Annotated in this window: 9 protein-coding genes; 7 read left to right on the plus strand and 2 right to left on the minus strand. The window is 45.8% G+C overall.

The features are described from left to right. Positions 1–234: 234 nt before the first annotated feature. On the minus strand, positions 235–1299 hold the full coding sequence (locus tag AB4111_RS11000; protein ID WP_442031627.1) for a GntR family transcriptional regulator: 1065 nt from the start codon (positions 1297–1299) through the stop codon (positions 235–237). Between the two features lie 261 nt (positions 1300–1560). Between AB4111_RS11000 and AB4111_RS11005 the strand changes: the two genes are divergently transcribed. The 5 genes from AB4111_RS11005 (at position 1561) to AB4111_RS11025 (ending at position 8106) form a co-directional block, all read left to right on the plus strand. Continuing rightward, positions 1561–2898, plus strand: coding sequence for an ABC transporter substrate-binding protein (locus AB4111_RS11005; protein ID WP_442031628.1), 1338 nt, complete (start codon positions 1561–1563; stop codon positions 2896–2898). Positions 2899–2982: 84 nt separating this feature from the next. Beyond that, a complete protein-coding gene (locus AB4111_RS11010) occupies positions 2983–3879 on the plus strand; it encodes a carbohydrate ABC transporter permease (protein ID WP_095357894.1) in 897 nt (298 codons plus the stop codon). Between the two features lies 1 nt (position 3880). After that, on the plus strand, positions 3881–4729 hold the full coding sequence (locus AB4111_RS11015) for a carbohydrate ABC transporter permease (protein ID WP_442031629.1): 849 nt from the start codon (positions 3881–3883) through the stop codon (positions 4727–4729). Positions 4730–4757: 28 nt separating this feature from the next. Continuing rightward, positions 4758–5741 (plus strand): glycoside hydrolase family 43 protein, encoded by a 984-nt coding sequence (locus AB4111_RS11020; protein ID WP_442031630.1) that lies wholly within the window; start codon positions 4758–4760, stop codon positions 5739–5741. A 379-nt stretch (positions 5742–6120) separates the two neighbouring features. Further along, positions 6121–8106, plus strand: a complete 1986-nt coding sequence (locus tag AB4111_RS11025; protein WP_442031631.1) for a glycoside hydrolase family 127 protein — start codon at positions 6121–6123, stop codon at positions 8104–8106. 132 nt (positions 8107–8238) lie between these two features. Here the strand turns inward: AB4111_RS11025 and AB4111_RS11030 are convergent, their stop codons facing one another. Then, a complete protein-coding gene (locus AB4111_RS11030) occupies positions 8239–9132 on the minus strand; it encodes a helix-turn-helix domain-containing protein (RefSeq protein WP_442031632.1) in 894 nt (297 codons plus the stop codon). 199 nt (positions 9133–9331) lie between these two features. Here AB4111_RS11030 and AB4111_RS11035 point away from each other — a divergent pair, with 199 nt between their 5' ends. Both AB4111_RS11035 and AB4111_RS11040 read left to right on the plus strand, forming a co-directional pair. After that, positions 9332–9565, plus strand: coding sequence for a hypothetical protein (locus AB4111_RS11035; RefSeq protein WP_442031633.1), 234 nt, complete (start codon positions 9332–9334; stop codon positions 9563–9565). A gap of 94 nt (positions 9566–9659) precedes the next feature. Then, positions 9660–16976: a DUF5695 domain-containing protein gene (locus AB4111_RS11040; RefSeq protein ID WP_442031634.1), complete on the plus strand. Its 7317-nt coding sequence runs from the start codon at positions 9660–9662 to the stop codon at positions 16974–16976. Positions 16977–16978: the final 2 nt, after the last annotated feature.

The following is a 16978-nucleotide window of genomic DNA, read 5'->3' on the forward strand; positions in this document are numbered from 1 at the left end:
ATCTAACCGCATTCAATTTAAATTCTTCGGTATACGTCTGAAATGTTTGTCCTTTTTTGGCCATAAAAATATCCCCTCCAGGTGTCACTTGAACCCTCATAATAACATGAAGGTTTTTTCAAGTGTCTACTTAAAGGGGATAATACCAAAGTCGCTATTGCAGCGGCTTTTTTTATTTTATCGGCACAAGTTCGTGTCCCGAGCCAAGGACAAGAACTTGCAACGATTGTCGTGTCAAGGGAAGATGAGTTGCACGGGAATAATGGCGTTCTTAGGAGAATAAGTATCTTCCATCTGTTCACGTAACAGCTTTACGGCTGTTCGTGCCATTTCCTGTTCATCCTGCTGCACATAAGCTACGCCTGAAAGATGTGGATTATCGAAAGATAGCAAATCGATATTGGAGTGATCGTTCAGTCGATGGATAGCGGACGATGTAAGGCGTGCTGTTTCTTCAGTCAAAGAGAAGGCTGCCGAGATTCCACTGTGGTTTTGCAAGAATTCGCTTACATAGTCCAATGAATGCTCGCTGCGTAGAATGTTGAGAGGGATGTGACACCACAAGCTCTTGTCAATTGAGATACCTTGATCTGTATATGCCTGCTCGAAGCCAAGCGTGCGATCCTCGACGGCTGTATTGGCATTTTCAGGTGAGATGAGCGCAATCTGCTGATGACTCTTGGATAACAAATGGGATACAGCCTTATACGCACCGCCGTAATTATCGGATGTAATGGTGTACGTCTCAATGTTGCGCAGATAGCGGTCGATGAACACACACGGAAATTTGTCGAGCGACAGACGTAGTAATGATTCGTTGTACTTCTCATCTTCCGTCGGAAAAACGATTAGCCCCTTCACACCGAGTTCCGTTAGTGTACGGATGACGTTTGTTTCGATAGAGGAGGACTCTCGCGTGATACTAAGTACCATGTTAAGGCCGGCTTCTTGCAGAAATTGTTCTGTGTAGTCAACGAGCTTTTGAATGACACGGGTTCTCATCGTCGGAATGATGAAGCCGATGAGCGGTATGGAGGACGCGCTGCCTTGGGATGGGGGAGAATGGTTGCTAGAAACAACAAGACTTGAAGAGACGAATGAGCCTTTACCTTGTACGCGTATAATTAATCCTTCGTCAGCTAGTGAGGTTAGGGCGTTCTTGACGGTTATTTTGCTTACTCTGAATTCGTCCATTAGTTCTTGCTCAGAAGGAATGCGGTCTGTGGGCCGAAGCTGTCCTGATTTAATTTTTTGTATTATATTTTCTCGAATTTGTTTGTAGAGCGCCAGCTTTTTCAAAGATTAGCATCTCCCCATAAACTTTATGATTTTATAATCAATTGGTTATATAAAGCTTATTTTATATATATTATAATACGGCATGTAAAGCGCTTACAATATGGAATCTAAGAATTTTTAGCGAAGGGGTCTTTTCTTTGAAAGGTTAGAATTATGTTAAGGATGGTGGTGCCAAGGTAGATTGAAACCGCTTAAATTAACAGAACTAACTAGTCAGCCGACTTTTCAAATGCATACACAAAAAGAGAGGATGACGAACAAATGAAGAAACGCAGTACGTTAATCTCCATCGTTACAGTCCTTATTATGTCCCTTTTTTTCACAGCATGTGGTAATCCTTCTGATTCAAAAACGGAAACACAGCAATTAGGCGCTAATGCCGGTGAGAATGCAACAGAATTGTCATTTTGGACATTCGTAGATTTGCACGGCAAGCATTTGGATAAAATGCTGGGGTTATGGAACCAAGAGAACCCAGACAAACAGATTAAGTTGAATGTAACGGTTATGCCTTACGATGATATGCACAACAAGCTCTTATTGGCAGTTACAAGCGGAAAAGGTGCTCCTGATATGGCGGATATTGAGCTTGGTCAATTCCCTAAATTCCTGGAAGGTGACAACGTTCCCCTGGAATCTTTGAATGATGTATTTGCACCATACAAAGACGTTGTTGTTCCTTCACGTGTCGAGATTTACTCCAAAGCCGATCAGGTTTATGGCTTTGATTATCACGTAGGTGCTACGCTTGCTTTCTACAACACTGAAATTCTCGAACAAGCAGGTGTTGACTACAAGACAATCATAACGTGGGAAGATTACAAACAAGCAGGTATCAAGGTTTACGAAAAGACTGGCAAGTACTTAGGTACTGCTGATACATCAGCTTCGTTCCAAGCCTCGCTGCTACTAGCTCAGCAAAATGCTGATTTTACAGATGAAAATGGTAATCCAAAAGTGAACTCGCCTGAAATGATTAAAGCGTTTGAAATGTTAGTCGATCTGCAGAAGAACAATGTTATTCATACGATCCCAGGCGGACAACCCGACACAGAAGAAGCAAAAGGCGAATACAACAAAGGCAACTACGCAAGTGCATTGATGCCTGAGTGGTACATGTCCCGCTTTGTAAACGAAATGAAGGACCTTAAAGGTAAGTATGCAATTGCTCCATTACCTGTATTTGAAGAAGGTAATCCTCGTTCCGTTGGCTTAGGCGGTACTGGCACAGTTGTTACTAAGAGTGGTAAAGACGTTCAATTGGCCAAAGAATTTGTAGCCTTTGCTAAGCTTTCGAAAGAAGCTACTACTGAAATCTGGAATACACTTGGATTTGACCCAATCAACATGGAAGTATGGAAAGATGATGCAGTAACGAAAAACCCTGATAACGAGTACGTACAATACTTTAAAACAAATGCATTTGATACTTTGAATGAAATCAAAGACGAAATTCAAGCGATCAAATCCGTTAAAGCTTCACCGACCATCGGCAATATCTTCAATACGGTTACCTTGAATGCTATCTTTGAAGATGGCCAAGACGTGAAGGAAGCGCTGGATGAAGCACAAGAAGCAATTGAACAAGAATTGAAATAAATATAATAAGTAAATGATTTGATTAAACCTGTCGGCAGGTATAGTAGTCGGCAGGTTTAACCATAGTCAAGGGAGATTGAGAATATGATAAAGAAATTTGTATACTCTCAAAAGGTTGCGCCTTATGTTTTTGTATTGCCATTTATACTCATATTTTTGTTGTTCTGGTTATATCCGCTTGTAAATTCATTCATAATGAGCTTTCAAGATAAGATGTTGGGACAGGATCCTAAATGGATTGGTGAAGCGAATTATTCGAAATTACTTACAGATAAAGTGTTTTTGACCTCGATTAAAAATAGCGTTGTATACATGTTAGGAACCTTAGTGCTGTTAATTCCCTTTCCCATGTTATTCGCCGTTATGATCAACAGTAAGTTAATGCTGGGAAGAGAGTTTTTTAAATCTTCGTTCTTTCTCCCTGCATTGACTTCTGTCGCAGTAGCGGGTACCATTTTCCGCCTTACATTCGGTGAAATGGAAGGTTCATTAATGAACAGTTTCCTAGGTCTATTTGGTGTAGAGCCTATTAAATTCCTGAAAGACGGAGAATGGAGTATGGCAGCACTGTTAATCCTCGCATGTTGGAGATGGACAGGTGTTAATATGCTTTACTATCTATCCGGTTTGAAAAGCATTGACAATGAATATTATGAGGCTGCTTCAATTGACGGGGCATCTGCTTGGCAGAAGTTTAGAACGATCACAATGCCATTATTGAAGCCGACCACGGTATATGTTACGACAATTAGTGTTTATGCAGGTTTAGCCATGTTTACCGAGAGCCTGATGATGTTTAACGGTAACAATTCACCCAAAAATATTGGCTTAACCATTGTTGGATTTCTGTATAGACAAGGGATTGAGAAGAATAAGCTGGGGTACGCAGCTGCAGTTGGGATCATTCTGTTAGTCATTGCTATGATTATCAATTTAACGCAGTTGAAATTTAGTGGAATGTTCAAAAAGGAGGAGGATTAAAGTGGGCAAAAGTCAGATGAGGAATAATTTTATTTCCAGAATAGTAATTATATGTTTGTTTATTATACTATTCATTATAATTATGATTCCATTCTATGCAGTGGCCCTATCTTCCTTTAAACCAGGTGAATCATTAATTAGATATGGTCTTAACCTAAGTTTGGATTTTAGTATCATGAGTTTTGACAATTTCATCTATCTGTTTACTGGAGAACATGATTATTTTGTATGGTTTTGGAACAGTATGACTTTAACCATCGTTCAAGTGGTTTTAACACTTTTTGTAAGCGCATTTGTTGGATATGGTTTCGCAGCATATGATTTTAAGGGTAAGAACTTCCTCTTTATATGTGTTTTGCTCATTATGATGGTGCCTTTCGAAATACTGCTGGTTCCTTTGTACAGCCTAATTAATGATTTAAAAATGGTGAATAGCTATTCAGCAATCATTCTTCCAGGTGTAGCCAATGCCGCGACGATATTTTTCTTCAGGCAATATCTAAGAAGCATACCCAAAGAGATTATTCAATCTGGGCGGGTTGATGGCGCAAACGAATATGCGATTTATTTCAGACTAATTATGCCGATTATGAAGCCATCCTTTGCAGCAATGGCCATTCTGAATGGTATGAATAGCTGGAATAATCTGTTGTGGCCATTCATGGTGCTCGGAGATCAGAGTAAATTTACTCTTCCAATCGGTTTGAAAACGTTGTTAACTCCTTATGGCAATAACTATGACCTATTGATCGTAGGCTCCTTCTTCTCCATCATTCCAATTTTCATACTGTTTATTGCTTTCCAGAAATATTTCATAGACGGTATGACTGCAGGTGCTGTTAAAGGGTAGTGTATATTATGATGAAGCAGGTGATAAGATGGAAATCCAACAAAGAGCGTTACACGACATTCAACCATTAATTGAGCAGAGAGCAGATCCTTTTATTTACCGACATTCGGATGGATATTATTATTTCGTAGCATCTGTTCCTGAGTATGATCGGATTGAAATCCGTAGAGCCCAGAGCCTTGAGGGGCTTGTTACTTCAACTCCTGTAGTGATCTGGAGAAAGCGCGAGACTGGTATCCTTAGTGCCAATATCTGGGCACCTGAACTGCATTTTATTGATGACAAATGGTACGTATATTTCGCTGCCGCACACACGACGGATACGAATGAAGGCTTGTTCGACCATCGGATGTATGTGCTAGAGAATGAACATGCCAATCCGCTCGAAGGCAGTTGGACGGAAAGAGGACAGATTCGTACCACGTGGGAAAGCTTCGCACTCGATGCTACTACCTTTGAGCATAATGGCAGCCGTTATTACGTATGGGCACAAAAGGATCCGAATATCGAAGGCAACTCTAATCTGTATATATCTAAAATGAGCAATCCGTGGACGTTGACTGGACCGCAAACGATGATTTCGATGCCGGAATATGACTGGGAGATCATTGGTTATAGAGTGAACGAAGGAGCGGCATTTCTTCGCAAGGGTAATCGGGTATTCCTCTCTTATTCGGCTAGCGCCACTGATTTCAATTATTGCATGGGCCTGCTTGAAGCCGATGCGGATGCTGATTTGCTCGATGCCACCTCATGGCGCAAGTCGCAGTCAGCGGTTTTCTCGACAGATGAGAGCATCTCAATGTATGGTCCCGGTCATAATTCCTTCACGGTGTCAGAGACCGACGAAAAGACGCTATTTGTGTTCCATGCAAGAACATACAAGAAAGTTATAGGAGATCCGCTGTACGATCCGAATCGCCATACATTTGTGACGGAGCTTTTGTGGACGGCTGACGGCAGACCCGATTTCGGCGGTTCGGTTGCAGCACTTGCACGTTCTGTAAAGTGAACGAGTGTCCAACAAGGTTGGTTGATGGATTCAGTTATCCCAGAAAATCATATCAATAAAAAAAGGCGCTGATCAATAGGATCGGCGGTTTTTTTTATGTGATCGGTACGAGTTTTAGTCCATGCCAAGGACAAGAACTTCTATCGATTGCCAGAATGGACAAGAACATTGTCCAATTACCGTTTAGATGTGCATCTAAAGAACGGGCTTTGAATCACTTACAGCGAGAGGAACCGTAAGGGGGTAAGTTTCTGATTTGTTACAAGGTTAGCATATGTACGAGGTTGTAATTATGTAAATTTCAGTTGGAAATGATGATTTCACCCTGATGTAATGATTTGTAAAATAAAGTTATTAAAAAGAACGAGGAGAGGTTCCCATGACAAACCCAGAGGTCCCTTACCATCCGCAGACATCAGGTTATAGCCATAAAATCAATGACCCATTTTGGTCACATTATATTGAACTGGTCCGCAACGTAGTTGTCCCTTATCAATGGGAGGCGCTCAATGACCGTATCGAAGGAGCTGAACCAAGCCGGGCCATTCGGAATTTTCGCATTGCTGCAGGGGATGAAGAGGGCGTTCATTATGGCATGGTTTTTCAGGATAGCGATGTTGCGAAATGGATTGAAGCAGCTTCGTACCTGCTCTCCGCGAAGCCCGACCCGGAACTGGAAGTCCTCGTGGATTCTGTTATTGAGACCATAGCTCGGGCACAGCAAGCCGATGGTTATTTAAATACGTACTTCACCCTGCGTGAACCTGGGGCGCGCTGGACGAACCTCGCCGAGTGTCATGAACTTTATTGTGCAGGACATATGATTGAGGCTGGTGTGGCGTACTATCATGCCACGGGCAAACGCAAGCTGCTGGATGTGGTTATTCGCCTGGCGGATCATATAGGCACCGTGTTTGGTACAGAGCCGGGACAATTGCCAGGTTATGATGGGCATCAGGAGATTGAACTTGCACTCTTCAAATTGTATGAGACGACAAAGGAAGAGAAATATCTGGAACTGAGCCGTTATTTTCTGGATCAGCGGGGAGCGAGTCCGCATTTTTTTGTAGAAGAATGGGAGCAAAGGGGCCGTACCATACATTTTGGCGAGTTGGACATGGTTCACCGTCATACGTACTCCCAGTCCCATCTGCCCATTAGGGAGCAGTCGACAGCAGAAGGCCATGCGGTTCGACTGGTTTACATGTGCGCGGCTATGGCAGATGTAGCTGCGAAGACGGAGGATACAGTGCTGAAAGAAGCCTGTGAACGGTTGTGGAGCAACATCGTAAGCAAGCGAATGTACATTACGGGAAGCATTGGTTCATCAGCCAAAGAAGAAGCATTTACAGGCGATTATGATCTGCCGGGAGATACCGCCTACGCAGAGACCTGTGCCTCGATTGGCCTGATCTTTTGGGCGAAGCGCATGCTGCAGATGGAGCAGGATAGCCGGTACGCAGACGTTATGGAGCGAGCCCTGTACAACACGGTGATTAGTGGAATGTCTCTGGATGGTCAACGTTTCTTCTATGTGAATCCGCTTGAAGTCGATCCGAAGATTCAACGTGTGAATCCTAATTATGCCCACGTGCGAACACGCCGGCAAGGGTGGTTTGGTTGTGCCTGCTGTCCGCCGAACATTGCGCGATTAATTGCTTCATTGGATCAATATGTATATACCCCGGCTGTGGAACAGGCTACGTTGTATGTGCAATTGTACATCGGAGGGGAAGGGGAATTCACACTTCAGGGTAGGAGAGCAGCCCTAACCATGGACTCTGACTATACCTCCACCGGAGATGTGAAGCTGATCGTTCGGCCCGATTCCCCAGAGGGAATGCAGTTTACGATAGCTTTGAGAAAGCCGGACTGGTGCAAGATTCCCGAGCTGTGGATTAATGGGGAGAAGAGCAAACAGGATGAGTTAATTTTTGAATACGGTTACATTAAGGTGACCCGTTCGTGGAAAGCCGGTGATGAGATTAAACTTCACTTCCCTACGGAGTTGCTTCGGATGAAAGGGCATGATCACATCAAAGCCACTTTCGGAAAAGTAGCCATCCAGCGAGGACCATTTATGTACTGTCTTGAAGAAGTCGACAATGGCCGCGGATTGCATCGCATTCAGCTGCATCGGGATGCCGAGTTTCATATCGGTAGCGGGGAACGGATGCCTCTTGGGGTTCCGGCACTTACAACCATTGGGCAGCGAATCGTATCCCAAGAAGACTGGGGAATACATCTGTATCGCAGTAATGTCCACTGGGATACACAGCCTACCGAACTTCGGTTCATTCCTTACTTCACTTGGGCCAATCGGGATGAAGGAGAAATGAGCGTTTGGATTCGCGAAAGCGAATAAGAAGTACTAGTGCTGCTCTAAAAAGGTATGCAAAAGGAAATCGCACGATAGACCCAGAATACGCGCTGTAGGATAACGCGATCTTTGGTGAGCGGACACTTTTTTCACGGCATCAGCTCTGATTGAGTCAGTTTATTTATCTGAGTTGGTAAACTTGCTGCGGAAGTTGGAAGGAGAGATGCCCTCTTTTTTCGAGAAACAGGAAGAGAAGTAGGATACATGATTGAAGCCGATCTCTTCGGCGATGCGAGCAACGGACCAGGCGGTTTGCAGCAGCAGCTTTTTGGCCTGTTCGATTCTGTAATGCAGCAGATATTCCATGGGTGTCATGCCATACACTTTCAGCATGCTGCGTGCGAGATAGTTTGGATGGTAGTTGAGTTCCTTTTGCAGCATCGGATTGGAGATCGGTAGTGGGTAATTGTGGCGGATGTAGAGTTCAACTTTCTCGGCAATTCGGATTGCGGCAACGTCGGACATTGAAGACAGCCCAAGATCCAGATGCTGCATAAATTGCTGGAATGTCGCCTGTCGTTTCCAATTGCGCATGGACTGAGGCTCCTGATCAAGCTGAGAGAAATGCTCCAGCAGTTCCATATCTTTGATTGCAATGTGCAAATGTTTGGGAATGAAGATGGAACAGACATCACAGTGGTTCAGATATGCACTCACCTTATGTGTTTCGATTAGATCGGCTTGATTGGCGAGGCATTCGTCCATGTTGGCAGACTCTCTCCAGCTGCCAAAGGTTTGAAAATGAATCCAGATCATTTCCGTTTCCGTCTTACAGGCTGCGCTGCCGTAATGATGTCCATCCGGCTTAAGGATTAGGGCTTCTCCTTGGTTCAGAAGCCACTCTGTCCCGTTCTCGCTAATAGCGAGCGAACCGCGTGTAACGACAATTAGATCAAAGACACCGATGTCACTGCGGCTAATGTGATATTCACCGGCTTCGTAACAAGCACGTCCGCAATCAATAAAATAGGGAATGGGCGGGGTGATGAAATGAAGGATGGGCGAGTCCAATCCGGCACCTCCGAACAGGTTGAGATATTTAAAATTCACGTTGGTATCGAGCATTTATTTTTTATGATACAGCAAGTAACATAGAAAATAAAGCGCTTACTAAATTCAGTTTTAACCTTCAACGGATTCAGGTTTAGGACCTTGGGAAGGGGATTGCACATAAAAAAAAATGCAGGTACGGTTAGGGGCATGTCTTCTTGTGGTAGTGATGGCTCTGAGTGGTTGCAGTACAACAAAGGAAGTATCAGGCGGGACATCTGAAGAGGCAGGAAACGGAGGAGTGACCAAACTGGTCTTCTGGACTTTTGTGGTTGCCCATCAGAAGTTTTATGAGAGTATGGCAAGCAGTGAGAATCAGGCCATCCTGATCAACCTTAACAATCGACATAGAGATTCTACTTTAGAAGAAAGATTGAACGTCATTTTCGATTGATCGGTCAAAGGTACTTCGTAGAAGAAACTATACTTACCGGTTTAAGAGAATTAAACCCCTAATGGATATGATCACATATATACAGGAGGTTATAATGACAATGATTTCGAAGAAGTGGAAGCCGCTTATGATCGCGCTGCTCCTGGCATTTTCAAGTCTGCCGCTGCAGGTTAGCGCTTTGCCTGGGGCCGCGACGGCTGCAGTAAAGACCGGTATCTCCAATGCCAGCCTGTCGGCCAAAGTCGGCGACTTAGGTCAGATTGAGGAGCTCTATATCAACAACAATCCTACCAATAAACAGGGCAAGCCAATCAATTTCGTCCTGCCTAACACTACATCACCGCAGAATGGTACACAGCACCAGTGGATGGGTGAAATGATCTTCTCTTACCGTACGGGTGCCAATGGACAATTCCCTGACAACAGGGACGGCTTTGTAGAAGTTGATACCAATAAAACATTGGCTGCGGGGGGATCTACACAATATTCGACCATTAATCCGGATAACCCCTATATTAACAAGACTGCATCAGCAGACGGCAAGAAGGTAGAAGTCAACTTTATTGGACAGAAGCTGAATTCTACAGAGCATCGGGTAATGAAGGGCTTTGATGTGAAATCCGTTTTTGATATGGAGACCGATGACGGTTCACTGCTTTGGGAAATTACGCTGAAGAACAAGAGCAATCAGTATATTGAATTCGGGGATATCGGCTTGCCGATGCCTTGGAACAACAAATACCAGACCTTATCTGATACCTATGATGACCGTGTGACGGTACATAATTTCGCAGGTGCTGACAGTGGATATTCTTATGCCATCCGCACCAGTGGTGAGGGAAACTTTATGCTCTTCACTCCGGTGCCGGAGAGCGGCGCTCGAATCGAGTATGTGGATTATTGGATGCATGAAGCAGGAGAGCGACGTGCTGCAGACACCTTTAAAAACTGGACAGGAGACAGTGGCGGCTGGTATCCGGGGCTGAACGTGCTTTATATTCACTCCAAAGAAATCCAGAAAACGGGCCGCGGATACTTTACTGATGCTTCCAGCCTCGTCCTAGGACCGGATGAGTCCAAGACGTATAAGTTCAAATTCTCCGCAGTCCGTGGAGGTGACAATACGCCGCAGGAAAGCGCCCAAAGCCCAAATAACAGTTCGACCTCGATGGAAGACCGTGAAGCCAATCTCCGGTCCATCCTATATAAATCAGGCATGATTGATGCCGTAGCGGTGCCGGGCTTCCAGACAGCGATCAATATGCCTGTCAAGCTAGACTTGCACTACGACGACAGTATCGTTGATGTACAGTCCATCGATATTCAAAATGTGGCAGAGAATGATCCGTTTGACGAAGCGCATATTCCGGATATCAAGCCAGGGAAGAGCAGAAAGGAAATGGTTGACAACTCGCGGGCCGGACGTGGACTGCCTGACGGGAACCCTGGCTACAACGAGTCGGTTGAGTTTGTGGAGACCAAGATCGTAAATGGCGAACAGCATCATATCTATTCACTTCAGTTTGATTCGATCGGCAATAACAGCGTGCGTATTGAATATAAGTTGAAGGACGGCAACGAATGGGTGGATAAATTCACTCAATTTGAATTCAATGTTCTAGCCGAGCTGGATGCAATCTCGGATGCCCATTCCGAATTCATGGTCCAGCAAACACAGGATAAGAACCCGGAAAGTCCGACTTATGGTAACTATTTCGACTGGTATCTTACGAGCGGCATCGATCTAAATACAAGCCATTGGGGGGATGACTGGAGCCATGACAACATCAACTTCATGACGATGAAGAACTATCTGGCTCCTAGTCCCGACGAAATTCGCTCTATCGAGACATACCTGATCGACTTCATGTGGGAACGATACATGAAGAATACTCAAGATAGCTACATCGTTGCGAACTGGCTGAAAGACTCTGGAGCGTACACCGACAAAGATAAACCTTATACACGTACCTTCTCCGAAATCATGGAAGCTACCGGATTTTTCAACATGTACCGGATTCAGAAGGCTTATCCTAATCTGATCGAGTACCGGGAGTCGCCTCAGTTTTATCTGGAGAAAGCTTATAACATCTACTATAAGCGCGTTTCCACCGGGGCCATCGGATTCTATGGCGAGCAGCAAATCCCGGATATGATTGAAGCACTGAAGGAAGAGGGGATGAAGACCGAGTCTACCAATCTGCAGAAGAAGTTCGCCCTCGACAAGGGACGGAATATGACTAGAGCCACTTATCCTTACGGCTCGGAATTTGAATATGATAATACTGGCGAAGAAGGGGCTTATGCAGCAGCGAAGGCACTGCGCACGTATTATCCAGCAGATGCACTTACAGGTGCAGCTGAGAAAAGTATGGAAATGGCCGATTGGAAAACACGTGCCATGCGGGGGATTCAACCTACCTGGTTCCATTATTCCGTGCCCGTTTTCCGCGGCGGTGAAGGCTGGTGGAATTTCCAATATACTGCGTCTTTAGCAGGTTACATTATGGATGACTGGCTAAGGTATGAGAATGATGGCAGATCGGTGGAGCAGAAGGCAATTGCACAGCAGCGCAATTATGCCGCGAAGATTTCGAACTTCAATGCCGTCAATATGGGACAGATTTCGGCTAATTCAGTTGGCAGCACCTCTTGGAGATATTCGATGTATAAAGGAGGCACAGGTACGAAGGACGTATACGATGGCGGATCACGTGTCATGAGTAACGGCTGGAATGATTTTTCAGGCGAATCGGAAGAAGGCCTCTATGGTTCCCTTCTCAGCATCAGCTCTGATATTGTTACAGATCCGATATTCGGGCTGTTCGGTTATGGAGCGCTGGTCACTGACGAAGGAAACAGCTACAACATTACGCCGAAAGACGGTTTCGGCAAGCGGATCAATCTGATCGACGAGAAAATCTATTTGGAGCTGGAAAGCGATAAAGTGGAAAGCGCGCAAATTCAAAAAGATGGTAAGGGTTATACTCTCCAGCTCCTGAATCCATCAGGGAAAGAGCATACTTCACGGATTTTGTTCGATGGTGTGGGGATGGAGAATGGATACTATACCATGAAGCTGAATGGTACATCTGCCGGACAGTTCTATGTTCAGAACAATGAAGGCGTTGCCATGTTTCAGATGGGTAGCGTACAGCGTGCTGAATTGATCATTGAAAAGTCAGCCGGCGGTGAAAATGAAGCTCCGCAAATTACTGTAGAGCTGGCGACACAGCATCCACAGGCGTTGATTCCATTGATGCTGAACGGGATTGTAACCGATGATGGCGCGCCGGAAGGGACTCTGTCTTATCAATGGGAATTGGTCAGTGCCCCAGAAGGCTCCAAGCTAACCTTTACTCATCCGAAAGCAAGCATTACACAGGCCACGGGTACCAAAGCAGGCTCATATACGGTTAAGCTTAGCGCAAGTGATGGACAAATGACTGGCTCCAGCCAGATAATCTTCGAACTGGCTTCACCGCCGGATAAACAACCTCCAGCAATCGGCCAAGTGACTGCTGTTCAGGATGTTGCCAATAACAGTATCGTGGTATTGTCCGGGGAAGCCATTCCTGACCCTGTGCATAGTGAGGCAGAAGAACCCCAGTTGAAGTACTCTTGGGCCATTAAGCAAAAGCCCGAAGGTTCAGCGGACATTTCATTTGTAGATGGTGACAAAGCAGCAGCCTATGCGCGTATAAGCACGGCAGGCACCTACGTGTTTACCTTCAGTGCTACAGACGGAGACAAGAAGGCCAGTAGGGATGTAACGGTAGAGATCAAGGAAGATACCGTTGACGTTTATCGGGCACTCAGCGTAGTGACCAAGAAGGATATAGTACCAGAACTTCATAGACAAATTTATATTTTAACAGAGGACGGGTATTTAGAGCAGGAAATCACTTGGGATGTCATTGATCCAAGCAGCTATGCTAGTGCAGGCCAATTCGAAGCCAGAGGAAACGTCGATGGCAGTGCTTTGGAGGTTTGGGCTACCGTACATGTCGTGAATTCTGAGCTGCAAAATGCGGCGCTGACAGCCAAGGCTTCTGCTAGCTTCTCTGGTGGCGACGGATATCCGGTAGCGATGAATAACGGCATTGAACCTAAAAGCTCGGCAGATTTCTCGCCGAACCGCGGTGCCCCCAACAGTGCATGGCATAACTGGGGGAGAGAAGGAGATCCAGCATGGGTGACGTATGAATGGGATCAGCCATTCCTGGCCTCTTCCACAGATGTATATGTATTTCAAGACAACGGCGGGAACTTCCGTCCGAAGGATATGCAGCTTATGCTTCGCGACGAAAATGGGAAATGGTACACCCCGCGGGACATAAAGGGATTGGGCAATGAACTTAATAAATACAATACAACGACCTTTGAGCCCGCCTATATTACAGGTGTCCGTATGGACATGAAGCCTTCCGTTAATGGCAGCGGTATTCTGGAATGGAAGGTATACGGCTATACCGGAGCGGTAGATAAGACAGAACTGATCAAGGTCTATAACTATGTAAATACATTAAATGCTTCGAACCTTGCAGATCCAGGTCTTGCGCCAATAGAAGCGGCGAAGACAGAATCATCTGCTGTGATCAAGAATACGAATGCCACAGACGAAGAAGTTACCCTGGCGCTTCAGAAGCTGCTGATGGATTTGCGTCTGCTCAGTCCGAGAGACGGCAATATGGCCTTCCTCGCAAATACTTCTTCCAGCTATACCTCTCCTTGGGAGAGTGTGGCTGCAGTAAACGACGGAAAGAAAGATGGCAACAACATTGCGCATTGGGGGACCTGGGGCCATGAAGGCGCAGAGGAGTGGGTGCAATATGAATGGCCGCAGGGTGCATCAATCCGGAGTTCGAATCTGGTGCTGTGGTCAGATGCCGGCGGAATCAAGCAGCCTACCCAAATTGTATATTCCTATATCCCGGTGGACAGCGTTACTAATGAATGGGTAACAGCGGGAACGGTTACAGAAGGAATCAAAGTGGTTGATCATTCTCCGACGGAATCTTCCAATCCGTACACATTTGATCCAGTACTTGAGGTCAAGGCGCTGCGAGCCACCCTGACCAAGCAATCACGGGCAGGAGATAACGGTGTAGGCCTATGGGAATGGGAAGTTCATCAGGCCATATCCAGTCCTGATCGTGAGGCTCCAGTAACACCGGCCGGTGTGGCACCGTCCATTCCTGAAGGAGATGACGGCAAACTGATCGGTGTGACAACAGAAATGGAGTATAAGAAGGAAGGCGAAGAAGAATATATTGCAATTGCAGCAATTGAGGTCACAGGTCTCACCGCCGGTAAATATTATGTCCGGTATATAAAGACCCGTTTGCTGAGCGCTAGCCTGGATAAGGAAGTCGTTATTCCGGAAGGGCAGACACAGGAGCAGGCTGCACCCGATGCGAGTGGGTGGGTGATCTCACACGCCAATTCAGACACCGACTTAAAAGGCATAATTGAGGGCTTGGATGATACGATGGAATACCGGAAGCTGGGCGAAGAGGACTACACGCCTGTTACAGGTTCAAGTATCAACGATCTGGAGCCTGGCAGCTATCAGATCCGGTATGCAGCCACAGACAGCCTAAAGGCAAGTCCGCCGGTAACCGTGGACATTCGCAATGAAGCCAAGGCAGACAGAGAGGCACCAACAGCGGAAGGACTCGTCATTACACCGCCAACAGCGGCAGGCGGGAATGATGGCAGAATTGAAAATGTGACTGCCGATATGGAGTACCGAAAGGCGGATCAAGGTGGTTACATGCCGGTTAGTGGAACCAGCATTGAAGGCCTCGAGGCCGGCAGCTACGAGCTCCGATACGCCGGAACGGATTTGAGCAATCCAAGTCTTGCTATCCTGATCGTTGTGCCTGACGGAACCAAGCAGGAGCAAAGTCCGCCGTCCAGTGCAGAGATCAAGGCTGTAAATGTCAGTGCAGCTGGGGCCAAGGATGGCAGGATCATTGGTGTAAGTCCTGTAATGGAATATCGGCAAGTGGGAGTGGACGCTGGCAGCTGGAATGCGATCACAGGCACAGAGGTTACAGGTCTTGGTAACGGAATCTACGAAGTAAGATATAAAGAAACGGCAACTCATTATGCGAGCCAATCCCTTACTGTCGTTATCAGCAATCCAGTCATCAATCCGAAGCCTCCGGAAACACCGCCGTCAACGGATGCACCTGTGTCAGTGACCACACCTTCACCGGCTCCTGAAAACATCAAAGTCGAAGGGAATTGGATTAAGATTGTGGCACCAAAGACGGATACCAAAACCGGTAAAGCTAAAGGAGCACCTATCCGGCAGGAAGACCTTAATAAGGCTCTGGAGCATGTAAAGGCGAATAGCAGTAATATTAAAACAATCATGGTGGACATTCCGAAAGCAGAGGGAGCCAATTCCTATGCGGTTGAGCTTCCTTCAGCTGCACTATCCGCAGAGCATGCCAACATTAAGATCGAGATTAATACGGAATTTGGAACCGTTGCAGTACCTTCTAATTTGCTGAAGTATGTATCAGGTGCCAAAAATGTGGAACTGTCACTGAGCTGGCTAGATACGGCAAAGCTACATTCAGAAGTAAATTCCGTAACAGCCAGCAGACCTGTTATTGCATTCGCTGTTCAATTAGATGGAGAAGAAATGGCAACCTTGAATGCACCCGCTGAAATCAGACTGCCTTATACTCCTGATGTTGAAGAATTGGCCAATTCCAAATACCTTACAGTTTCGAACGTGGCTGCGAATAGTACATTTGTTCAGCTACTGAATGGCAAATACGACAGTGCTCTACAAGCCATGGTTTTTCCAGCGGCAAACACAGGTCAATATGCAGTTGTTTATACGAAGAAGTTCTTCAATGATGTCATCAAAGATTCGTGGTACGCACCAGCGGTTGAAACAATGGCGTCCAAAGGATTCATCGACGGGACATCAGCAACAAGCTTTAGTCCCGGGCAAAAGGTCACAAGAGGTGAGTATCTAGCTTGGTTGGTAAGGACACTGGATCTCAAAGCAGAGTTCAACACCACCTTTAGTGATATGAAGCAAACAGACCTCTATTATAAGGAAATCGGAATCGCCAAAGCACTCGGGATCTCCCTGGGCACGAACGGCAGCTTCTATCCGGAAACGGAAATTGCTAGACAAGATTTGGCTGTGCTGACCATGCGGGCTTTGCGGGCAGTGGGCAAAACCGAGCAGACCCGCACAGCTGAAGATCTCAAGAGATTCACAGATGCTGCTAATGTAGCAAAGTACGCAATTGATGACATGGCTGCAATGGTTAAAATGGGTTTCATAAACGGGCGAAGCAGTGTCACCTTGAGTCCTGACGGCACGACAACCAGAGCAGAAGCTGCTCAGGTTCTGTATAAGATTTTCTTGCAGCTATAATC

This window comes from Paenibacillus sp. 2KB_22 (assembly GCF_052115745.1).
In the GTDB taxonomy this organism is placed as follows: domain Bacteria; phylum Bacillota; class Bacilli; order Paenibacillales; family Paenibacillaceae; genus Paenibacillus.

Bases quoted from the DNA above. Each gene is read 5' to 3' on its own strand.
- AB4111_RS11020 (WP_442031630.1), top strand. From the start codon at position 4,758: ATGGAAATCCAACAAAGAGCGTTACACGACATTCAACCATTAATTGAG.
- AB4111_RS11040 (WP_442031634.1), top strand. From the start codon at position 9,660: ATGACAATGATTTCGAAGAAGTGGAAGCCGCTTATGATCGCGCTGCTC.
- AB4111_RS11010 (WP_095357894.1), top strand. From the start codon at position 2,983: ATGATAAAGAAATTTGTATACTCTCAAAAGGTTGCGCCTTATGTTTTT.
- AB4111_RS11005 (WP_442031628.1), top strand. From the start codon at position 1,561: ATGAAGAAACGCAGTACGTTAATCTCCATCGTTACAGTCCTTATTATG.
- AB4111_RS11025 (WP_442031631.1), top strand. From the start codon at position 6,121: ATGACAAACCCAGAGGTCCCTTACCATCCGCAGACATCAGGTTATAGC.